16 protein-coding genes are annotated in these 17,962 nt (G+C 37.9%); 8 read left to right on the top strand and 8 right to left on the bottom strand.

The window, feature by feature from the left end; genetic code table 11:
- The first annotated feature begins 98 nt into the window (after positions 1 to 98).
- The 5 genes from EGT49_RS07285 to EGT49_RS12625 all read left to right on the top strand — a co-directional run bounded on the left by EGT49_RS07285 (position 99) and on the right by EGT49_RS12625 (position 5,585).
- On the top strand, positions 99 to 1,223 hold the full coding sequence (locus EGT49_RS07285; protein WP_135372969.1) for a 5-methyltetrahydropteroyltriglutamate--homocysteine S-methyltransferase: 1,125 nt from the start codon (positions 99 to 101) through the stop codon (positions 1,221 to 1,223).
- A gap of 236 nt (positions 1,224 to 1,459) precedes the next feature.
- A complete protein-coding gene (locus EGT49_RS07280) occupies positions 1,460 to 1,846 on the top strand; it encodes a YxeA family protein (RefSeq protein ID WP_135372967.1) in 387 nt (128 codons plus the stop codon).
- Positions 1,847 to 1,868: 22 nt separating this feature from the next.
- A complete protein-coding gene (locus EGT49_RS07275) occupies positions 1,869 to 2,249 on the top strand; it encodes a YxeA family protein (protein WP_135372965.1) in 381 nt (126 codons plus the stop codon).
- 754 nt (positions 2,250 to 3,003) lie between these two features.
- The gene (locus tag EGT49_RS07270; protein WP_135372963.1) at positions 3,004 to 4,374 is read left to right on the top strand and encodes a DHA2 family efflux MFS transporter permease subunit; all 1,371 of its coding nucleotides are present in this window, start codon (positions 3,004 to 3,006) and stop codon (positions 4,372 to 4,374) included.
- Between the two features lie 80 nt (positions 4,375 to 4,454).
- Positions 4,455 to 5,585 (top strand): GGDEF domain-containing protein, encoded by a 1,131-nt coding sequence (locus tag EGT49_RS12625; RefSeq protein WP_135372961.1) that lies wholly within the window; start codon positions 4,455 to 4,457, stop codon positions 5,583 to 5,585.
- Positions 5,586 to 5,629: 44 nt separating this feature from the next.
- Here EGT49_RS12625 and EGT49_RS12720 read toward each other — a convergent pair whose 3' ends face one another.
- Together EGT49_RS12720 and EGT49_RS07260 are read right to left on the bottom strand one after the other, a co-directional pair.
- Positions 5,630 to 5,764: a hypothetical protein gene (locus EGT49_RS12720; protein WP_281275457.1), complete on the bottom strand. Its 135-nt coding sequence runs from the start codon at positions 5,762 to 5,764 to the stop codon at positions 5,630 to 5,632.
- 294 nt (positions 5,765 to 6,058) lie between these two features.
- Positions 6,059 to 7,528 carry an MDR family MFS transporter gene (locus EGT49_RS07260; protein ID WP_135372959.1) on the bottom strand — a complete coding sequence of 490 codons (1,470 nt, stop codon included), beginning with the start codon at positions 7,526 to 7,528 and terminating at the stop codon, positions 6,059 to 6,061.
- 252 nt (positions 7,529 to 7,780) lie between these two features.
- Here EGT49_RS07260 and EGT49_RS07255 point away from each other — a divergent pair, with 252 nt between their 5' ends.
- Positions 7,781 to 8,950 carry an RNA-guided endonuclease TnpB family protein gene (locus tag EGT49_RS07255; RefSeq protein WP_135372957.1) on the top strand — a complete coding sequence of 390 codons (1,170 nt, stop codon included), beginning with the start codon at positions 7,781 to 7,783 and terminating at the stop codon, positions 8,948 to 8,950.
- 595 nt (positions 8,951 to 9,545) lie between these two features.
- Here EGT49_RS07255 and EGT49_RS07250 read toward each other — a convergent pair.
- The 3 genes from EGT49_RS07250 to EGT49_RS07240 all read right to left on the bottom strand — a co-directional run bounded on the left by EGT49_RS07250 (position 9,546) and on the right by EGT49_RS07240 (position 12,781).
- The gene (locus EGT49_RS07250) at positions 9,546 to 10,475 is read right to left on the bottom strand and encodes a DUF7916 family protein (protein ID WP_135372955.1); all 930 of its coding nucleotides are present in this window, start codon (positions 10,473 to 10,475) and stop codon (positions 9,546 to 9,548) included.
- Positions 10,476 to 10,495: 20 nt separating this feature from the next.
- A complete protein-coding gene (locus tag EGT49_RS07245; RefSeq protein WP_135372953.1) occupies positions 10,496 to 11,842 on the bottom strand; it encodes a PTS sugar transporter subunit IIC in 1,347 nt (448 codons plus the stop codon).
- Between the two features lie 291 nt (positions 11,843 to 12,133).
- Entirely contained in the window at positions 12,134 to 12,781 is a 648-nt protein-coding gene (locus EGT49_RS07240; protein WP_135372951.1) for an NAD(P)H-binding protein, read from the bottom strand.
- A 124-nt stretch (positions 12,782 to 12,905) separates the two neighbouring features.
- Between EGT49_RS07240 and EGT49_RS07235 the strand changes: the two genes are divergently transcribed.
- Together EGT49_RS07235 and EGT49_RS07230 are read left to right on the top strand one after the other, a co-directional pair.
- On the top strand, positions 12,906 to 13,325 hold the full coding sequence (locus EGT49_RS07235; protein ID WP_135372949.1) for a MarR family winged helix-turn-helix transcriptional regulator: 420 nt from the start codon (positions 12,906 to 12,908) through the stop codon (positions 13,323 to 13,325).
- A gap of 13 nt (positions 13,326 to 13,338) precedes the next feature.
- The gene (locus tag EGT49_RS07230) at positions 13,339 to 14,277 is read left to right on the top strand and encodes a nucleoside hydrolase (protein ID WP_135372947.1); all 939 of its coding nucleotides are present in this window, start codon (positions 13,339 to 13,341) and stop codon (positions 14,275 to 14,277) included.
- A 658-nt stretch (positions 14,278 to 14,935) separates the two neighbouring features.
- On the opposite strand, the gene EGT49_RS07225 is transcribed toward EGT49_RS07230, so the two are convergent.
- The 3 genes from EGT49_RS07225 to EGT49_RS07215 form a co-directional block, all read right to left on the bottom strand.
- A complete protein-coding gene (locus EGT49_RS07225) occupies positions 14,936 to 15,586 on the bottom strand; it encodes a bifunctional 2-keto-4-hydroxyglutarate aldolase/2-keto-3-deoxy-6-phosphogluconate aldolase (RefSeq protein WP_135372945.1) in 651 nt (216 codons plus the stop codon).
- Entirely contained in the window at positions 15,583 to 16,542 is a 960-nt protein-coding gene (locus EGT49_RS07220; RefSeq protein ID WP_135372943.1) for a sugar kinase, read from the bottom strand. Before EGT49_RS07220 ends, EGT49_RS07225 begins: the two co-directional genes overlap by 4 nt.
- 63 nt (positions 16,543 to 16,605) lie before the next feature.
- Complete coding sequence (locus EGT49_RS07215) at positions 16,606 to 17,943, bottom strand: PTS galactitol transporter subunit IIC (RefSeq protein WP_135372941.1); 1,338 nt, start codon at positions 17,941 to 17,943, stop codon at positions 16,606 to 16,608.
- Positions 17,944 to 17,962 lie beyond the last annotated feature (19 nt).

Raw genomic sequence — 17,962 nt, 5'->3', positions numbered from 1 at the left:
ACTGTCGACCGTATTCCTGGACCTTTTCCAATAGTTCTTCTTCCTTTTTATTTTTCTTTTCCAATCAACATCAGATTAAACCCGAGGAGGATTCAATAATGACCACAACAAAAAACAAAATCGGCTTCCAACACGTAGGAAGTTTCCTAAGACCAGATGTACTAAAGCAAGCTAGAAAAGATTACTTCAATAACGAAATAACTCAACAAGAACTAACTACCATCGAAAACGAAGCCATCAAAGATCTCGTGCAAAAAGAAGCTGCCGTTGGTCTAGATTACGCCACTGACGGAGAATTCCGCCGTTCATATTGGCACCTAGACTTTTTCTGGGGATTAGAAGGAGTCGATCACGTTCACTACGGTGAAGGCTATCAATTTGCCCACGAAGAAACCCGTGATGACACAGCCATCTTATCTGGACACGTCAAGTTCAATCCTCAAACTCATCCATTCATCAAAGATTTTGAATTCCTTAAATCAGTCACCGATGAGTTGGACATTCAACCTAAACAGACCATCCCCGCCCCATCACAACTTTACATTGAGTTAGTTAGAGGAGTGAATGCGGACAAGGTCAAAGAATATTATCCAAACGTGGAAGATCTATATTTGGACATCGAAAAGGCTTACCATGACGCTATTCTGACTTTTTACGACAAGGGCGCTCGAGTGATTCAACTAGATGACTGTTCTTGGGGATTATTCCTCGACGAAAAATTCCTCAACACACCTGACGGCAAAGCTTACGCTGATTCTGGTATCCAGGATGTTTTGCTCAATCTGAACAACAAAGCTATCGAAAATTTACCTGACGACTTAACAATCAACACTCACGTCTGCCGCGGCAATTACCATTCTGATTTTGCTTTCTCTGGCGGTTACGCCCCAGTTGCCGATACGCTATTTGCTAAAGAAAACGTCGACAGTTATTTTCTAGAATATGACTCTAGTCGAGCTGGTAACTTTGAACCACTAGCTAAGGTTTCAGGTGACAAAAACGTCGTTTTAGGTTTATTGACGACTAAATCTGGCGAACTCGAAGACCGCCAAACTGTTATTGACCGCATCAAAGAAGCAAGTAACTACCTACCACTCGATCAACTCTGGCTCTCGACTCAATGTGGCTTTGCTTCAACTGAAGAGGGCAACGTTTTGACTGAACAGCAGGAGTGGGACAAATTAAAATTAGTTAAATCTATCCAAGATGAAATCTGGAATTAAAATTATTGATAGCGTTTTCAAACAGAACTATAATAATAGATAGGAACTAAAGTTTATAGAGTTGGAGGCGCTAATTATGATGAAATTGTTAGCAGCATTATTCAACAAGATTGTAGACTACACGCTTAACTTTAATTGGTGGTAAACCAGCTTACAAATCTGTAAGAATAATGTAAGTAGAACAAATGTAAAAAATATTCAAAAGCCCTTAGTATATTTCTCAGGAGGTAAGTCAAATGAGAAGTTATTTAAGGGTTTTTCTTTTTGGAATTTTTTTGTTAGGAATGGGATATCTCGGGCTCTGTGCCTATGCCAAGGACAATCCTGGTCAAAACGCCCAAGCCTTCAACCGTTACAACATTCTAGTTAAACACGAGGCTAAATATGTCAAAATCGACAATAAAAATGCCAAAGACAACGACGGATTCGGCAATTATGATTACAAATTAACTAGCTACGACAACGCCGGCAAGAAAAAACAAATCGAATTCACTGGTATGAAAAAACTAAAACAAGGCCATTTTCTAAAACTAGATACCAAAGGCAACTACGTTTATTCATATAAGGAAGTCTTCAAAAAAGACATCCCTAGCGATATCTTCACAAAACTGAACTTACAATAATATTTTAGGAGAAATCACACACATGAAAAGTATCTTTAGATTTTTAGTTTCAGCAGTCGTCTTTTTAGGCGGAGGTTTCTTAATCCTTTGTTTTACAATGAAAGACAATACTAGTGAACTAGGTCAGGGCATCAACAAGATCAATATTTTAGTTCCTGAAGAATCACGTTACGTTAAAATTGACAACGCTCATGCCAAAGATGAAGATGGCTACGGCAATTACGACTACACACTGACAAGTTACGATAAAAAAGGTAACGAGCATCCTATCAAATTCACAGGGATGGGCAAGTTAAAACAAGACCATTATTTAGAAATCACCACTAAAGGTACATACGTCGAAACTTACAAAGAGACTTTCAAAGACAAAATGCCACAGATAGTAGCAGACAAAATTGACTAATTTTGTTTAGTATGCCGCCCTCCACAAAAAACTCAATTGGGACTGGAACGCTCTGGGCACAACTTGAAGCTTTTTTCAAACCCGGAAAAAATCTTCAAGATTGGCCTTATAGTAAGCGCTAAAGCGCTAACTATAATTTCAGAGCTGAGCCCAATTGAGTTTTTTGTTCCGGACTGAATCTCACCTTTATGCTTTATTTACTTTCCGTTCTTTTAAAAATAGTAATTCTATTCCGACTTGGGAACTGATATTTTAACAAGCTATTACGTTCCCTCCCATCCAAAATAGATATAGTAACAATAAAAGAAAAAATCTTACATGGACTGCAGCAAATTACCGCAGTTCTTGTAAGATTTTCTATTGTTTTACGTCAAATTAAACTAGTCCACATACCAAAAATAATGTATCCAGACTATAAAACAGTTAAGCATCTAATCTGAATAGGAGTCTGTCTAATTTCTGAATTTACTAATCTATTGCATAGAATTAGTATCTAGTCTGGAGCAACAACCCTGGGAAATGCTCAGCCCTGAAATTCTTGTTAATGCTTTAGCATTTACAAGAAGGCCGAGCTTGGAGACTTTTTCCGGTCTTGAAAAAGGCTTCAAGTCGTGCCCAGAGCGTTCCAGCATTTCCCAGAGTTGTTGTGGAAGGCGGCATTTACCACCCCCATCAAAAAGAACAGCACCCCACCCGGACCTAGACGCATATGCTAGAATAATCAAGTTACAATTTATTTCTAGAGGTATAAAAAATGTCCAAACAAATTAAAAAATCGCTTTACATCATGGTCTTCGGGACCTTTTTTGGGGTGCTCTGTTCAACACTGATGAATACTGCCCTACCAACCTTCATGCGCGTCTTCCAAGTCAATTCCTCAACCGTTCAGTGGCTAACTAACGGATATACATTAGTGAATGCCATTATGATTCCAACTAGTGCCTACTTTATTAAAAAATTCTCGTTTCGACATTTATTCATTGCCTTCTCAACTATTTTTTTGGTCGGGACATTAATTGGTGCCGTCGCTAATTCTTTTATTCTCGTCATTATTGGGCGAATGATTCAAGCCATCGGTACCGGAATGATGATGCCTTTAGTCAACGTTCTTGCCATGCAGTATACTGACAGAAGCAAGCAAGGAGCCGTTATGGGGATTATTGGTCTGGCCTTTAACTTCTCACCTATCATCGGGCCAACCTTGTCTGGAGTGATTCTAGAGTACTTTGCTTGGCAATATCTATTCATTTTGATCTTGCCATTCATCATCGCGGTCGTTTTATTGTCGTTTTTCTTCTTGCCACAAATTGAAACTGACGAAAATCCTAAATTCGACACTTTGAGTTTGATCACCATCAGTTTTGGTCTGTTGTTCTTATTGACCGGCTTTTCCAATATTGGTCAAGCAAACTTCCTATCTTTCAACGTCCTCGGTTACACAGCAATCGGTTTAATTTTGATTGTTATTTTTTCGATTATGGAAAACAAATCTGATAAACCGATTATCAATTTTGAAATTTTTCACCATTCACAATTCACATTTGCCACAATTATCAATATGTTGATTGTATTAACTATGTACGGCAACACAATTTTGCTTCCTTTAATGATTCAGACGATTCTTCACAAAAGCCCGTTGATTTCTGGATTAGCACTCTTACCTGGTGCTACTTTGACCGGCTTCATGTCACCAATCAGTGGTCGTTTATTCGATAAATATCCTATTAAACGAATCGTTGTCACTGGTGTGTTGATTGATTGCTTCGGAACTTTCATGCAGGCAGTCATCGATGTCAACGCCTCTGTTTTAATGCTGACAGTGGGTCAAACCGTGCGTCAACTAGGATTAGTTTTGATCTTGATTCCTATCCAGACTCACGCTCTAAGTGCCTTGCCGAAAAAATATATCTCTGATGGCGTGGCGACATTCAATACACTCAGACAAATTGCGGCATCTTTTGGAACAGCTATCATCATTGCTGTAATTACCATGGCCGACAAAATCATGACTGGTTCTTCAACTAATCAGGCAGTCGGAATTCAAGCTGGATTCTTGGCTTGTTTAGGCTTTTTGATTGTTGCCTTGCTTACGACGCACAAATTGCATCGTCCCGATTTGAATTAATTTATAATTAATTATTAATTTATAATTAATTATTAATTTATTGTTATACTTGTGTTGAGAACCTTCGAGGAGGACAAATTTTGTTAACAGGCTTTTTTGTAAATCAAGCACCCCTAGTAACTAGCTTATTTTTTATTATGGGTGCTTTTATCGTCTTTCAAATTTTCTTTTCTGGGGCAAAGAGAATTGCACTTAAAATTAATGAAAACATCGACATATATTATTTGCGTGCAATTTTAGGAATTATTTATATCCTACTAGTTCTTTTCATCATGCAAAGCTTTGTCCGCGATGAAACTAGACCTTGGGTTTACGTCAATTTTCAATTAATATCATTACTTTTTTACACTGGAATTTTAAGTGTTCCATTTAAAGTCCATTTCTTTACGCCAATCGTTTTAGCTTTTATGCTATTCAATTCAGCTTTAACCAGTTGGCAATCATGGTTGCTAGCAATTATTTTGATTGCATTCTATTACTCATTAAACTATATCAAAAATAATACCAAGGATAAATTTCCTTTTTTCAAAGGCTTTCTTGCCGCAACTTTTTATGGCATAGCTTATTGGATCGTCACTAGTCTCAAGTTTCCTTTTGATACTAAAGTTTTGATTCAACAAATCATTTATTACATCATTTTGGAACTATTCACTTTAGGTTACATTGCAATGCTTTATTCCGATTTGGAGTCCCGGGCTGCCTTATTTAGAAAAGCTACTCACGATAAGCTCACCACAGCTTACAATTACGATGCCTTTGATATCGCTTTAAGAGCCTTATTCAAAAAGCACCTAGTCTATCACCAAAAATTCACTATGGTAATGTTTGACATTGATCACTTCAAACAAGTCAACGACACCTATGGTCATCTGGCCGGTGACAAAGTCTTACAAGAAGTAGTTGATATCGTCAGAACCGTTTTAAAAAATAACGATCGAAAACTGAAACTTTATCGTACTGGTGGCGAAGAATTTAATATTATCTTTCCTAATTACGAATTAGTCGATACCAAGCAAATCGTCGATGAAATCTTTCAAGCGGTCAACCACTCAGAAGTTGTTTTTGATCAAAACCATATTAAAGTAACTATTTCAGTCGGTGTTTCTGAGGCCAATCACGAGGATACTTCAATTAACGACTTCTACTCTCGAGTAGATAAAGCTTTGTACAAATCAAAACGTAGTGGTCGAATGGCTATTACCGTAATTTAAATAAAAAAAGCTGATGGAAATTAATCCATCAGCTTTTTAAGTAATTACTTACTTTCTTTGTTATCGCGACTCTTTAAAAAGTCTAGAACTTCTTGTGTTTTGGCACGTTTTTCTGCACCATTTTTTTGGTTTACAGGACGGCGGTGGCCAGTCATACCTTTATGTGTATTTTGTGACATCTAAAAACCCTCCTTCCCGTTACAATTTATCTTATTTCATTAACCCTATCATTGTAAAGGAATTGTCTGTATTTTTCAACACATAATTTAATTTGTTCATAAGAAAAGCTGAACCTAGGGTTCAGCTTTATTGAAACGAGTTACACAAGCCAGGCCCAGCCATATAGCTACATTTCCCAAATCACACGCAAAATCGGCGTGCAATTCGTGAAATTAGGCTATCTGTCTGAACCTAAGCGGGCTCGTTTCACTCTCTGTTCTTCGTATCAATTGTTTTCAAATATTTAATGCAAATTAATTCATATCTGTAGCAGCTTCTTTGTCCGGAGAAGTTGCTTTTTCACTGGCTTCGGCCTTAACTGTTTCCTTGCCCTTATTGTGAACTCGGAAAGCTAAAATGAAACCAAAGGCAGCTAAAATCAATGTAAACATAAATCCATAATGAGCACCATTTGTGAAAGCTAACTTAGCTGAATGTCCGCCATTAGCGAAGTAGTTGCTTTGACCTGTGCTCAATAAAATTGTGGCGATACCAGTTGCTACAGCACCAATAACTTGTTGGAAAGTATTGATAATGGCAGAACCATCAGCGGATTGATATGCATCCAAAGAATTTAAACCATAAGTTTGTGATGGTGACATAGCCAATGGAACACCGATCATCAAAACAATATGGGCAGCAATAATATAACCTAGTGAACTGTTTGAGTTACTAAATAGAAACATTGCTGAACCGATGATTGAAATCAAGAAGCCTAATCTTGACATCAATTTAGCACCGATTTTATCGTAAGCACGACCAGCACCAAATGAAACGATAGCGTTGATCACACCACCTGGCAACATGACGACACCAGTTAATGCAACAGCTACACCTAAACCATTTTGTAAGTACATTGGTAACAAGTACATAGCTGATAAAGTAATACCAAAGTTGATCATAACCAAAACTGAACCTGTTAAGAATTCAGGAGTTTTCAAAACTGAGAAATCCAAAGTTGGAGTTTTAGCGTGTAATTGCTGTCTAATATAGACAACCAGAAAAATAATTCCGATAACTAAAGCAATCAAAGCGATAGCCAAATTTTTGCTGAGGAAACTAATTCCAAAGACGATTAAACCAAAGCTGATTGTTGATAATGCTATTGCCAACCAGTCGACTTTTGGCTTCGTAACTTCAAAGACGTTGGTCAAATTCTTTTCCATAATGAACCAACCGATCAATAGGAAAATGATAAATGACGCAAAGATAAATCTCCACGACAAAGCACCAAGAATAATTCCGGAAATTGTAGGTCCAATAGCTGGAGCAAACATAATAACTAAGGCAGCCATCCCTAGGGCAGCACCAAGTTTATTAGGTGGGAAAATTCTCATAGCAGTTGAGAACATCAAAGGTAAGATAATACCTGTTGCGATACCTTGGATCATTCTACCTGCTAATAGTACTGGAAAGTTTGTAGCAAGCGCAGAGATTGCAGAACCAACGATAAAGTCTAATAGTCCAAATCTAACTAATCCACGAGTTGAAAAGTGTTTCGTTAATAAACTTGAAAGTGGTAAAACAATTGCGATTACTAGCATATATCCAGTAACTAGCCACTGTGCGGTACCAGTTTCGATACCAAAAGCTTTCATGATTGATGGAAGGGCAATATTTAGCGAAGTTTCACTGAACATACCTACAAATCCACCGATTAAGACACCCAAAAGTGACAATATTGGATGTTCGGGTCTTGTATTAATTTGTTGAGTTTTACTCATATTTACCTCCAAATAGTTGCAACAGTGGATTAATATAACAGAAATCTGGAGTTTTCGTAAGTTTTTTTTCAGAAATTTTGGAATTTTTTTCAGATTCAAATGTACTTCATTTTATAAAAATCGCTAATTGAGAAAACATGGTAATTTATTACCGTGATGAATCAATGATTTAAGCGATTTCAGATGTTTTTACAAACATATGTTCCCTCAATGTGATATGATTACAATATCAAATCATGGGAGGGAGTTCATATGGTTTTAAAGGGTATCAAATTACGTATCTATCCAGATAGCCACCAAAAAGAACTGATTGAATACAATTTTGGTGCTAATCGTTTTGTTTGGAACAATATGTTAGACATGATGATAAAACGTCATGAAAATAATCCTGATTTGAAATCTTTAAAAGCATTCGATTTGAACTATATTTTAACGACCTTTAAAAAAGAACACACTTGGTTAAAGAAAGCTGAAAGCACTAGCTTACAGGTTTCTAATAAAGACTTATTTGAAGCCTACAAAGGATTCTTTAGTAAGAAACGTAAGTTTCCTCGATTCAAAAGTAAGAAATATCCAAAACAAAGTTATCAATGTAAATTTGTTAATAGAAATATTGAAGTAATCGATGATTCTTACATTAAACTACCTAAACTTGGAGTAATGAAATATAAGAACAAGAGAGCTATCCCTAATACCATCAAGTACGTGACTATTCGTAAATCATCAACTAACAAGTATTACGCCGTTTTGACAGTTGATGAAGAAACGGTTCAATTACTAAAAACAAACAAGTCTGTCGGTCTTGATATGGGCGTTTGTGACTTGGTTATCTGTTCAGACGGAAGTAAGTATAAAACTATTCGTTTTGACAAAAAACTTGCTAAAAAGAAACATTATTGGGAAAAACGATTAGCTAGAAGACGTGCGCAAGCTCTAAAAGATATCCAGTATAAAAAGAAATTTGGATTGATTGATCCAAAACCTTTAGAAAAATACTCAAATTATATGAAAGCTAAACTCATGGTAGCTAAATATAGTGAGAAGATTGCTAATCAAAGAAAAGACTATCTCCATAAGATAACTCGTGAATTAGTTGAACATAACGATTTGATTGTTGTTGAAGATTTGAAAACCAAAAATCTTCTTGGTAATCATAAACTATCACGTGCTATCGCTAATCAATCATGGAGAGCATTAAGACTAATGCTTGAATACAAATGTGAATGGTACGGTAAGAAACTTCTAATTGTTAATTCATTCAAAACTAGTCAAATCTGTTCTAACTGTGGTTACGATGATGGTAAGCACGGATTAGATATTAGAGAATGGGATTGTCCTAGTTGTGGTATTCATCATGATCGTGATATCAATGCAAGTAAAAATATATTAAATAATGGCTTGGAACAAGCCTTAGTAAAATAGTTCTAACCTCTACCAACTGGTTGAAATACTGGTCGGCAAGTATGGAATGTTCCTAGAAGCTCGGTACTTTAGTGCTGATGTAATTCACCTACTTCTTTGATCAGCAGCAACAAAACCACTAATATCAAGAATACTAAGGTTAGATATCCCAAAGTTAACTCCTACTTTTACTAGGATGACGTGCCTTACGAATTTATCATTCATCAGCACCACCTCCAGTCTTCCATAGGTGATGGAAACACACTAAGTTTTTATGTTTTTAGTATAAAGAAGATTTAACTTATTTTCACTTAATTACCATCATGTTTTTCAATCTATAAAAATAGGCAGTCACTCCGAGATTTGGAGTGGCTGCCTATTTCTTTTCTTGTTTTTTATAAAGGGTTTTTATTGTCTGTGTTGAGTGTTTTTAGCTTGGTTGTTCCGTCCCTTTTTTGGGGGAATAACCATGGTTCTATGCGGTATAGCTAAAACGCGTTCCGCAGGGGCAACTCCCTACAAGATAGTGAAACCTCCCAAATCGCCCGCAAAATGCGCGTGCAATTCGTGAAGTTCCACTATCCTCCGGGAGCTGACCGCCCCTGCTCCACGCTCTCTATCTATTAATCGATCTTGCCATTCTTACAATAGCATGTCTATCTCCACGGATAGCGCGGCTGACGGCGAAGATGTTTTCAAATGGTGATTGAATTCCCCAGGCTGCATCCCCAACATGTTGAATATCTACTCCATCGATCTTGTTTCTGATGGCAATATTTTCCATGTAACTGTGGCCTGAACCTTCTTGGCTAGTTCCGATTGTACTCATAACTAATGCGCCTTTAGAATGAGCCAATTTTACTACTTCTTTCAATTCATCATCATCAAAGCCAGGTACTGTTCCGACTGCTGGTACTAAGATAACGTCAGCTCCAGCTTCTAGAAAGGCTGTGACTGATTCCTTACTTACTACTGCTTCATCAACACCTGCTCCGTGCATCTTACCAGCAATTACTAATCCAGTGAAGTTCTTCTTTGCTACGGTAATATTAGCAGCGATTTGGGCGTTTGTGACACCAGTTCCGGGATTACCGGTCAAGACTACGAAATTGAAACCTAATTTTTCAGCTTCTTTAAGTGTCTTTTCACTGGCCATACGTCCTTCTGGAATTACTAGTCGATCTTCAGCCATTTTGGCATTTGGATCAACGGGTTCAAGGTTGACTCCAATTGGGCGACCGACTAATTTTTGCAAACGATGAATACTTTCACCGTCATGGTGTGGTTTAGCAGTTGCTAAAGTTTCCTCACCGGGATAAAGTCCTAGAATGATTGGATTCAAGACATCTAATCCGTTTAGCAAAATCAAATCAGCACCAAAGGCTGCAGCAACCTCAGACGTTGTAATTCCATCCCCAGGTTCGTGCATTACAACATTTTCGCTTAAAACAACACGTCCCTCACTAGCCTTGATACTCTGTTTTAACTGAGCACCGTCCATAGCTAGCATGTCGCTAGTATCAGCACTAATTAATCGTTTAACCATATTGAAATCTCTCCTTTAAATTAAGCTTCTTTGAGTTGACCTGTTTCTTCTTCAATTTGCTTCTTGTTTAGAGTCATCATAAATGGCAAGTAAATCAAGACATCAAGTACGACGTTGATCAATTGAATAAGTGAACCAGTCCAACTGTTTGTAGCTAAGAATCCTGAAATAATAGGTGGCATTGTCCAAGGAACAACGGCCCCATTACATAATGGCACAAAACCAATCTTCATTGCAACATAAGTAGTGATAGCGTTTACCATAGGTGCAATAATGAATGGAATAATCAAAGTTGTATTCAAAACAACTGGTAGACCAAACATTGTTGGTTCGTTAATATTGAAAATACCTGGTGTGATTGTCAAAGGTCCCATGATCTTTGATTGTTCACTGGCACGTTTCATCATGATCAAAAGACCAATACTGAAGACAAGTCCGATAGTGGCACCGCCACCACCCATGTAAACGAAGTTATCGATGAATGGTTGAGCAATAATGTGACCACCATGTGCTAAATCAAGGTTACCTGCTTGGAACAATACACGGTTAGCATCAGTATTCATTAACCAAATAGGTGAAATGATAGGATTGATAACATTTCCACCATGAATACCAACAAACCAGAACAAACTGTTGAGCAAGATGGCAACTAAAGTACCACCCAAAGTGTCACCCAATAGACCAAGTGGTTTAGATAAAATGTGGAGTAATAGTTCGTGAATATTTCCGAGTCCTGTCCATGTCATGATGGCATAGATAGCACCAAAAATTGTGATAATTACAGCACCAGGAATTAAAGCACTGAAACTCTTAGCAACTGCAGGTGGAACTGTATCAGGCAACTTAATTTGGATATCCTTGTTAATGAACCATTGGAAAATGTATCCAGTAAGAAGACCTAACAAGATGGCAACGAACAAACCTTGACTACCTAAGAATCCGTAAGGCATTCCTTCTAGAGGAACTTTGTCACCACTCATAATACTTGGTGTTACAACGAAGAATGAAGCAACAGCGATAACACCAGCTGATTTACCATCAGTCTTATATTGTTCGGCATAACTTGATGCGATACCGAAGGCAGAAATCAAACCAATCAGTCCAAATGAACCGTTAGTGATCTTAGCGAAAATTGCGGAAATTGTTACTTTATTGATAGCAGTTGTAGCTAACCAATTCGTCCATGCCGGAATTGGAAAACTGTTAGCAATCATAAAGATAGAACCAATAATGATAAGTGGCATTGCAATTGCAATACCGTCACGAATCGCAATCAATGGTTTCATTTGTCCCATTTTAACTGCGACTGGCATTAAGTGTTTCTCAACGGCAGCTGCGAAGCCCCCGCTATTATTCTTATTAGCCATAATATTTTGCTCCCTCAAAGTTATTGCAACCGGTTACAGGAAGAACCATAGCACGATGGTATAGCCCAATCAACGTTTTTTTGTTTTTTTGAAAAAAATATATTTTTCACATGTTAAATATTTTTATAAAAATCAATTAATTTTAGGTATAAAAAAAGAAGTGTCCCATCACGCTGACACTTCTTTGGTATGTAGGGCTTTAGAGCCGTTCATGAGGTAGCCGTTATAACGCATGTAACATGTTTTTTATTGCGTAACATCGGCCAAAAATAAATTGCTATTTCACAAGAATTAATACCAAGAAGGCTTGTCCCCGTTGGTGTTTGGCTTGTTTACACCAATGGATTGACCCTTAAACTTGTCTGGATCTTGTGCAATATCGACTACAATTTGGGCAATTGATCTTCTGGAGACCTCGGTACCCTTAAATTCTTCACCTTTTTGGGTAATTTCATAGTCAACTTCAGGCTTATCTGTCAACCAAGCTGGACGAATGATCGTATAATCCAAGTCTGAGTCTTCGATCACCTTTGCGGCAGCTGCATAATTAGTAATATAGTCGCCTAAAATCTTCTTATTCCAGTCACCGAACTTGCCAGGTACTTCATCATAAATCCCTAATGTCGAAATCCAGACCAAACGAGTCTTGCCAGTTTCATGCATTGCTTCAACAACTGCCTTAGCTTGAGCAGTAATGTTGTCACCAGCCAAATTAGCGTAAACCAAATCGACATCTTTAAGCGATTCGACCATGTTTTCTACATCAGTCGTGTCACCTTCGATAGCTTCAGTCAGTTTATCGTGTGAATTGACGAAATCTTCCAAGCGATTGGCGTTTCTCAAATACAATTTCAAACTAGCGTCAGTCGTATCGACAAAAATATGTTCCGCCAAACGAGCAATTTTACCATTAGCACCTAAAATTAATACTTTAGACATTTATTTTTCCCCCTGTTTTAGTTTCTATAGTCCAATATAGAATTCTTTTGGAATTATTACAAAAAATGTTTCTCGAGGATGATGTTATAATTATGAAGTAACAACTAAATAAGGAGGATTTTTCATGGCGAGTGATGTGGCTCATCTAATCAAGGTTGCTTCAAACGAAATTTCACGTGGTATCAATACTTTTGCCCACCAATTTGGTCTGACCGGGACCCAAGTTCAGATCATTTTCTTCCTATCTAATAGGGACGAAAATACGTATCAAAAAGATATCGAAAAAGAATTCAATATCAGGCGCCCGACCGCGACCAACATTTTGAAGACCATGGAAAAGGATAAATTGATTACTCGTGTAGCAGTGAAAGAAGATTCACGCTTGAAGAAAATCGTTTTGTCGACTAAATCGCAAACCTTAGAACCTAAAATCAGTCAGTTCATGGATGACAACAATCAAAAGATTTTATCGACCCTAGGAACCCTTGAACGCCACAGCTTCGTGCGTGCTTTGAAAAAAATCCCCCAAAAATTAAAAAAGTGAGGTACATATATTAATGACAAAAGTAATTATGGATTGTGACCCCGGTATTGATGACGCAATCGCTTTGACAGTTTTACTAGCCCATCCCGAAAAAGCCGATTTGATTGGTGTAACTACGGTTGGTGGCAACGTAAAATTAGATTACGTGACTCAAAATGCCAAGAAACTTCTAACTTTCCTTGGTTCTCATGCAGAACTTGCCTCTGGCCAAGCGACTCCACTAGTTAAAGAAATCGAAACCGCCGGCGAGATCCACGGAAAAACCGGGATGGACGGTTACGACTTCCCCGCAAATAGCCAGGATTATCCATTGACCAGCAACAATGCTGTTACATATATGTACGACAAAATTTCCAAGAGTGACGAAAAAATCAACATCGTTGCGACCGCTCCTTTGACCAATGTGGCTTTATTATTGAAGACTTTCCCCGATGTTGCCGAAAAAATCGAACACATCTACATCATGGGTGGCTCAACCTTGCAAGGAAACATCACGCTAGCCGCCGAGTTCAACGCCTATGTTGACCCTGAAGCAATGGATATCGTCTTTAACTCCGGACTACCAATCACACTTTCCGGATTGAACTTAACTGAAAACAAAGCCTATCTCACGATGGATGAAATCGGTAAAATCAAAGATCTCGGTCCCGTCGGTGTAATGGCCAGTTCAATTTTAGACTTCTACGCCAAAGCCGAATTAGCAAAAGGTATGACCAAGATTCCCATTCACGATGCCTGCGCCGTTATCAGCTTGATTGCACCAGAATTATTCACTAAGAGCACCAATTACTCAATGGACGTCTCCCTTTCAAACGACCAATATCGTGGAATGACCTATCCCGATCGAAGAACCGACGCCCCACAAAAGAACAGCATCAAAGTCCTAGAAGACGTTAATCGCGAAGCCTTCGTGAAATTCTTATTCGATTCAATTCAAAGTTACGATAAATAACAGTTTGAATGCCGTCTTCCGCACAATCCCTGTGATGGACTGGAACGCGGCCGGCGGTTGAGCCACCACAGGGATTGTGCTCCAGACTAAATAACGAGTTTTATATTTATTCCATTTAATTCAAAAATAAAGAAGCTATACTATCGCACTTTTCTTTCATCGGTATAGCTTCTTTTTTGTTTACTAGAATCGCATTTATTTACTTCAATTCTAGTAAAATATTCTAGTCTTTACATCAAATTAGACCAGTTAAAGAATAGGACTCCAAAACATATCCAGACCATAAAGCAATCTTACGCTTTCCACAAATAGAGCTGTATCCATTTCAGGATTTACTTAATCAACTGCAATAAAATGGAATCCAGTCTGGAGCAACAGCTCTGGGAAATGCTCAGCCCTGAAATTCTTGTTAATGCTTTAGCATTTACAAGAAGGCCAATCTTGAAGACAATTTCCGGTTTTGAAATTGGCTCCAAGTTGTGCCCAGAGCGTTCCAGCGTTTCCCAGAGCTGTTGCGGAAGACGGCATCTAACCACCACCCAATCAAAAGAATTACACCATCAATTTTCAGAAATAAACATACAAAAAGAGCCGAGATGACAATGTCTCGACTCTTTTTATGAAATAAACACACATATCTTTCTTTATTCTTTAATGATTACTTAGATAGTTTTTCAAATTCAGCGTGAAATGCTTTAGCATTCTTTTCTACTGCTTCATAGTCGTCATCTTTACCAGGTCCAACTAAACCGCCGCCGACACCGACAACGTAAGCACCATTTTCAAACCATTCGTGCATGTTTTCTAGAGATACACCACCACTAGGCATAACGTTTGCATATGGGAATGGTCCTTGGATTTCTTTGATTACATTCAAACCGGCAATTGAACCAGGGAAGATCTTCACAACATCAGCACCATAAGTCAAAGCACTTTGTACTTCTGTTGGTGTGAAGCAACCAGGGATGTAAGGTACATCGTAAAGGTTACATGTCTTAGCTGTTTCTTTATTGAATGATGGACTAACGATAAATTTAGCACCAGCAATGATAGCTAATCTAGCTGTAGCTGGGTCCAAAACTGTTCCGGCACCAACAACAACGTTGTCATCTTCAGCATATTCTTCGCTCAAACGTTTGATAGTTACATCAGCGTTTGGTGATGTGAAGGCTAATTCGATAGCTGTAACGCCACCTTTGATACAAGCCTTTGATACTTGATAAGAGTTTTCTTCGTTGTGTCCTCTGACAACAGCGACAACTCCTGCTTTTTCAACATTCTTCAATGCTTCATACTTTGGTAATGTCATATATTTTCCACTCCATTTTCCTGATAAAATTCATCTAATTCGTTTCTAGTAGGGTACCCATCATTGTCACCGTGAGCTTGAACTTGCAAAGCTCCGACGGCATTGCCACGTTTAGCTGCTTGTGCATACGTTTTACCTTCTAATAACGACGTTATAACGCCTAGTGCAAAACCATCTCCAGCACCTACAGTATCAACGACTTTCTCAACTTTGAACCCGGGAACAAACACCCCAGGACTAGTCTTAGTTTTCACATACGCACCTTTTGAGCCAACTTTAACGAAAACAGCTTTAGTCTTACCTTGTAAGTAAAAGTCAGCAATTTTTTCAGGATCATCATAGCCCGTTAAAATCTTTCCTTCACTTTGACCTGGTAAAACAATATCTGCCAAACTAGCCATCTCATTAAGAGTCCTCACCATTGTCTCTTGATTTGGCCACAAGTCTGGTCGTAAATTAGGATCAAAAGTTACTGTGATTTCATTTTGATTAAGTCGCTTGATCAAAGCCATACTAGTAGCTAGAGCATTTTTCGATGTCGCAGGAAAAATTCCTGTTACATGACCGATTTTTACTCCAGATAAATCAATTTTGTTAATTAAATCCAAATCAATATTTGTTCCCGCTGAATTTTTTCTAAAATTAAAAACCTTTGGGTCCCCTTTAGTTACCAATTGTTTCATTTGATAACCATTCAAATACTGATCTGTTTGTTCTAAATACTTAGTCCCAATACTCTTACTCTTTATTTGCTTCTCGATAAATTTACCCTGGGGATCTTTGCCAACCTGACCGATGTATTCCACGGAATGACCTAAACGACGCACTCCAACAGCAACGTTTAATTCGGCTCCACCAACTACTTTATTGAAGTTAGTGGAATCTTGAATGGTTACATCTGGTTCGGTAGAGCAAAAAACGACGAGTGATTCACCGATAGTAATAAACTCGCTCATTTCTTTTGCCTCTTACCAACACAAAATCTCCTCGAAGTTAATACTCCAAGGAGAATGTATCTATTATAAACCTTTTCTGATTTCTTTTCTGTTCCAAACCATCATACCAGCAACGACAACTGCAAGAACGATAGCTCCGATAATTGGAAGATTTACTGTACCTTCGTAAACGATCCAAGCTAATGGACTGGCAGCAAAGTCGATACTTGCAACAGATGAAGTACCTGCTGGAATTAGACTTGCTTGGACAATCTTAACAGCCTTTGTGAAGATACCTGCCAACATTGTTGCGGAAAGAACACCAAGAACCAAACTAACAATACCTACTAACAAAGTCTTCAAAACATTTCCTTTAGTATATGGAAGTACTAATGGGAAGATGTAGATCAAACCTGACAAACTTGCCAATGGTAGGAATTGGTTTCCTGGGATAACAACTGACAAGAATAAGATAATAGGAATTAGTAATAAACTGGCAACCAAAGTAACAGGGTGACCGATTACTAGAGCTGGAGTCATACCAATATTGAATTCCTTACCCTTGAATTTGTTCTTAATAATTTCTTGTGCACGTTTTGAAATTGGTGATAAACCTTCGATAAATAGTCCAGTGATTCTAGGAATCAAGACCATAACGGCAGCTAGGATAACACCTAATTGCAAGATCTTTGCAACTGGGTAATGTGCCAAAGCACCGATAATCATACCAATAATAACACCAAGAACAATTGGGTCACCTAAGACACCGAATTTTTCTTTCATCTTATCAGCATCAATATCAACCTTGTTTAGTCCAGGAATACGATCAACAATCCAATTTACAATAATTGCAAATGGAATAAAGCTGACACAAAATGCTTGAGGGATTGAAATACCGGTTAGATCTTTACCATAGAAGGCTTCAACCTTCTTTTGAGATCTATCAGCACCAATCAATGTGATGATGATTGTAATGATGGAAGCAAACATGCCCCACCAGAAATTGTCTGTAGCAAAGTAAACGATTGAACCAATGAAAGCAAAATGCCAGTAGTTCCAAAGGTCAATGTTCAAAGTTTTTGTAGTACCAATAACTAACATTAAAACGTTAACTAGTAAACCTAATGGAATAATGATTGCACCAACTGATGTAGCAAAAGCAACTTGTGAAGCAGCTGGCCAACCAATATCTAATGTGTAAAGGTGAAGATGGTAAGTTTTTACCATCGCATTAACAGCTGGTCCGATATTATCAGACAAGAGTTGTGTAACAACACTCAATCCAACGAAACCAACACCAACTTTAAGTCCTGATACTAGAGATTTACTTACTCCCATTCCAATTAATAAACCTAAAATAAGGAAAATAATTGGCATCATAACACTAGCACCCAAGGACATAATGTAATTTATGACAGCCATGATGTTTTCGTACCCCCTA

It is taken from the genome of Companilactobacillus suantsaicola (assembly GCF_004745525.1).
Lineage (GTDB): Bacteria > Bacillota > Bacilli > Lactobacillales > Lactobacillaceae > Companilactobacillus > Companilactobacillus suantsaicola.
The sequence above is the reverse complement of the archived record's forward strand: the minus strand, read 5'-3'. Positions and strand labels throughout refer to the sequence as shown.

Coding starts and splice junctions, on each gene's coding strand:
- EGT49_RS07250 (WP_135372955.1), bottom strand. CDS start 10,475: ATGGTTAAACGATTAATTAGTGCTGATACTAGCGACATGCTAGCTATG.
- EGT49_RS07215 (WP_135372941.1), bottom strand. CDS start 17,943: ATGGCTGTCATAAATTACATTATGTCCTTGGGTGCTAGTGTTATGATG.
- EGT49_RS07230 (WP_135372947.1), top strand. CDS start 13,339: ATGACAAAAGTAATTATGGATTGTGACCCCGGTATTGATGACGCAATC.
- EGT49_RS07280 (WP_135372967.1), top strand. CDS start 1,460: ATGAGAAGTTATTTAAGGGTTTTTCTTTTTGGAATTTTTTTGTTAGGA.
- EGT49_RS07220 (WP_135372943.1), bottom strand. CDS start 16,542: ATGAGCGAGTTTATTACTATCGGTGAATCACTCGTCGTTTTTTGCTCT.
- EGT49_RS07255 (WP_135372957.1), top strand. CDS start 7,781: ATGGTTTTAAAGGGTATCAAATTACGTATCTATCCAGATAGCCACCAA.
- EGT49_RS07275 (WP_135372965.1), top strand. CDS start 1,869: ATGAAAAGTATCTTTAGATTTTTAGTTTCAGCAGTCGTCTTTTTAGGC.
- EGT49_RS07225 (WP_135372945.1), bottom strand. CDS start 15,586: ATGACATTACCAAAGTATGAAGCATTGAAGAATGTTGAAAAAGCAGGA.
- EGT49_RS07285 (WP_135372969.1), top strand. CDS start 99: ATGACCACAACAAAAAACAAAATCGGCTTCCAACACGTAGGAAGTTTC.
- EGT49_RS12720 (WP_281275457.1), bottom strand. CDS start 5,764: ATGTCACAAAATACACATAAAGGTATGACTGGCCACCGCCGTCCTGTA.
- EGT49_RS07240 (WP_135372951.1), bottom strand. CDS start 12,781: ATGTCTAAAGTATTAATTTTAGGTGCTAATGGTAAAATTGCTCGTTTG.
- EGT49_RS07270 (WP_135372963.1), top strand. CDS start 3,004: ATGTCCAAACAAATTAAAAAATCGCTTTACATCATGGTCTTCGGGACC.
- EGT49_RS07260 (WP_135372959.1), bottom strand. CDS start 7,528: ATGAGTAAAACTCAACAAATTAATACAAGACCCGAACATCCAATATTG.
- EGT49_RS07245 (WP_135372953.1), bottom strand. CDS start 11,842: ATGGCTAATAAGAATAATAGCGGGGGCTTCGCAGCTGCCGTTGAGAAA.
- EGT49_RS07235 (WP_135372949.1), top strand. CDS start 12,906: ATGGCGAGTGATGTGGCTCATCTAATCAAGGTTGCTTCAAACGAAATT.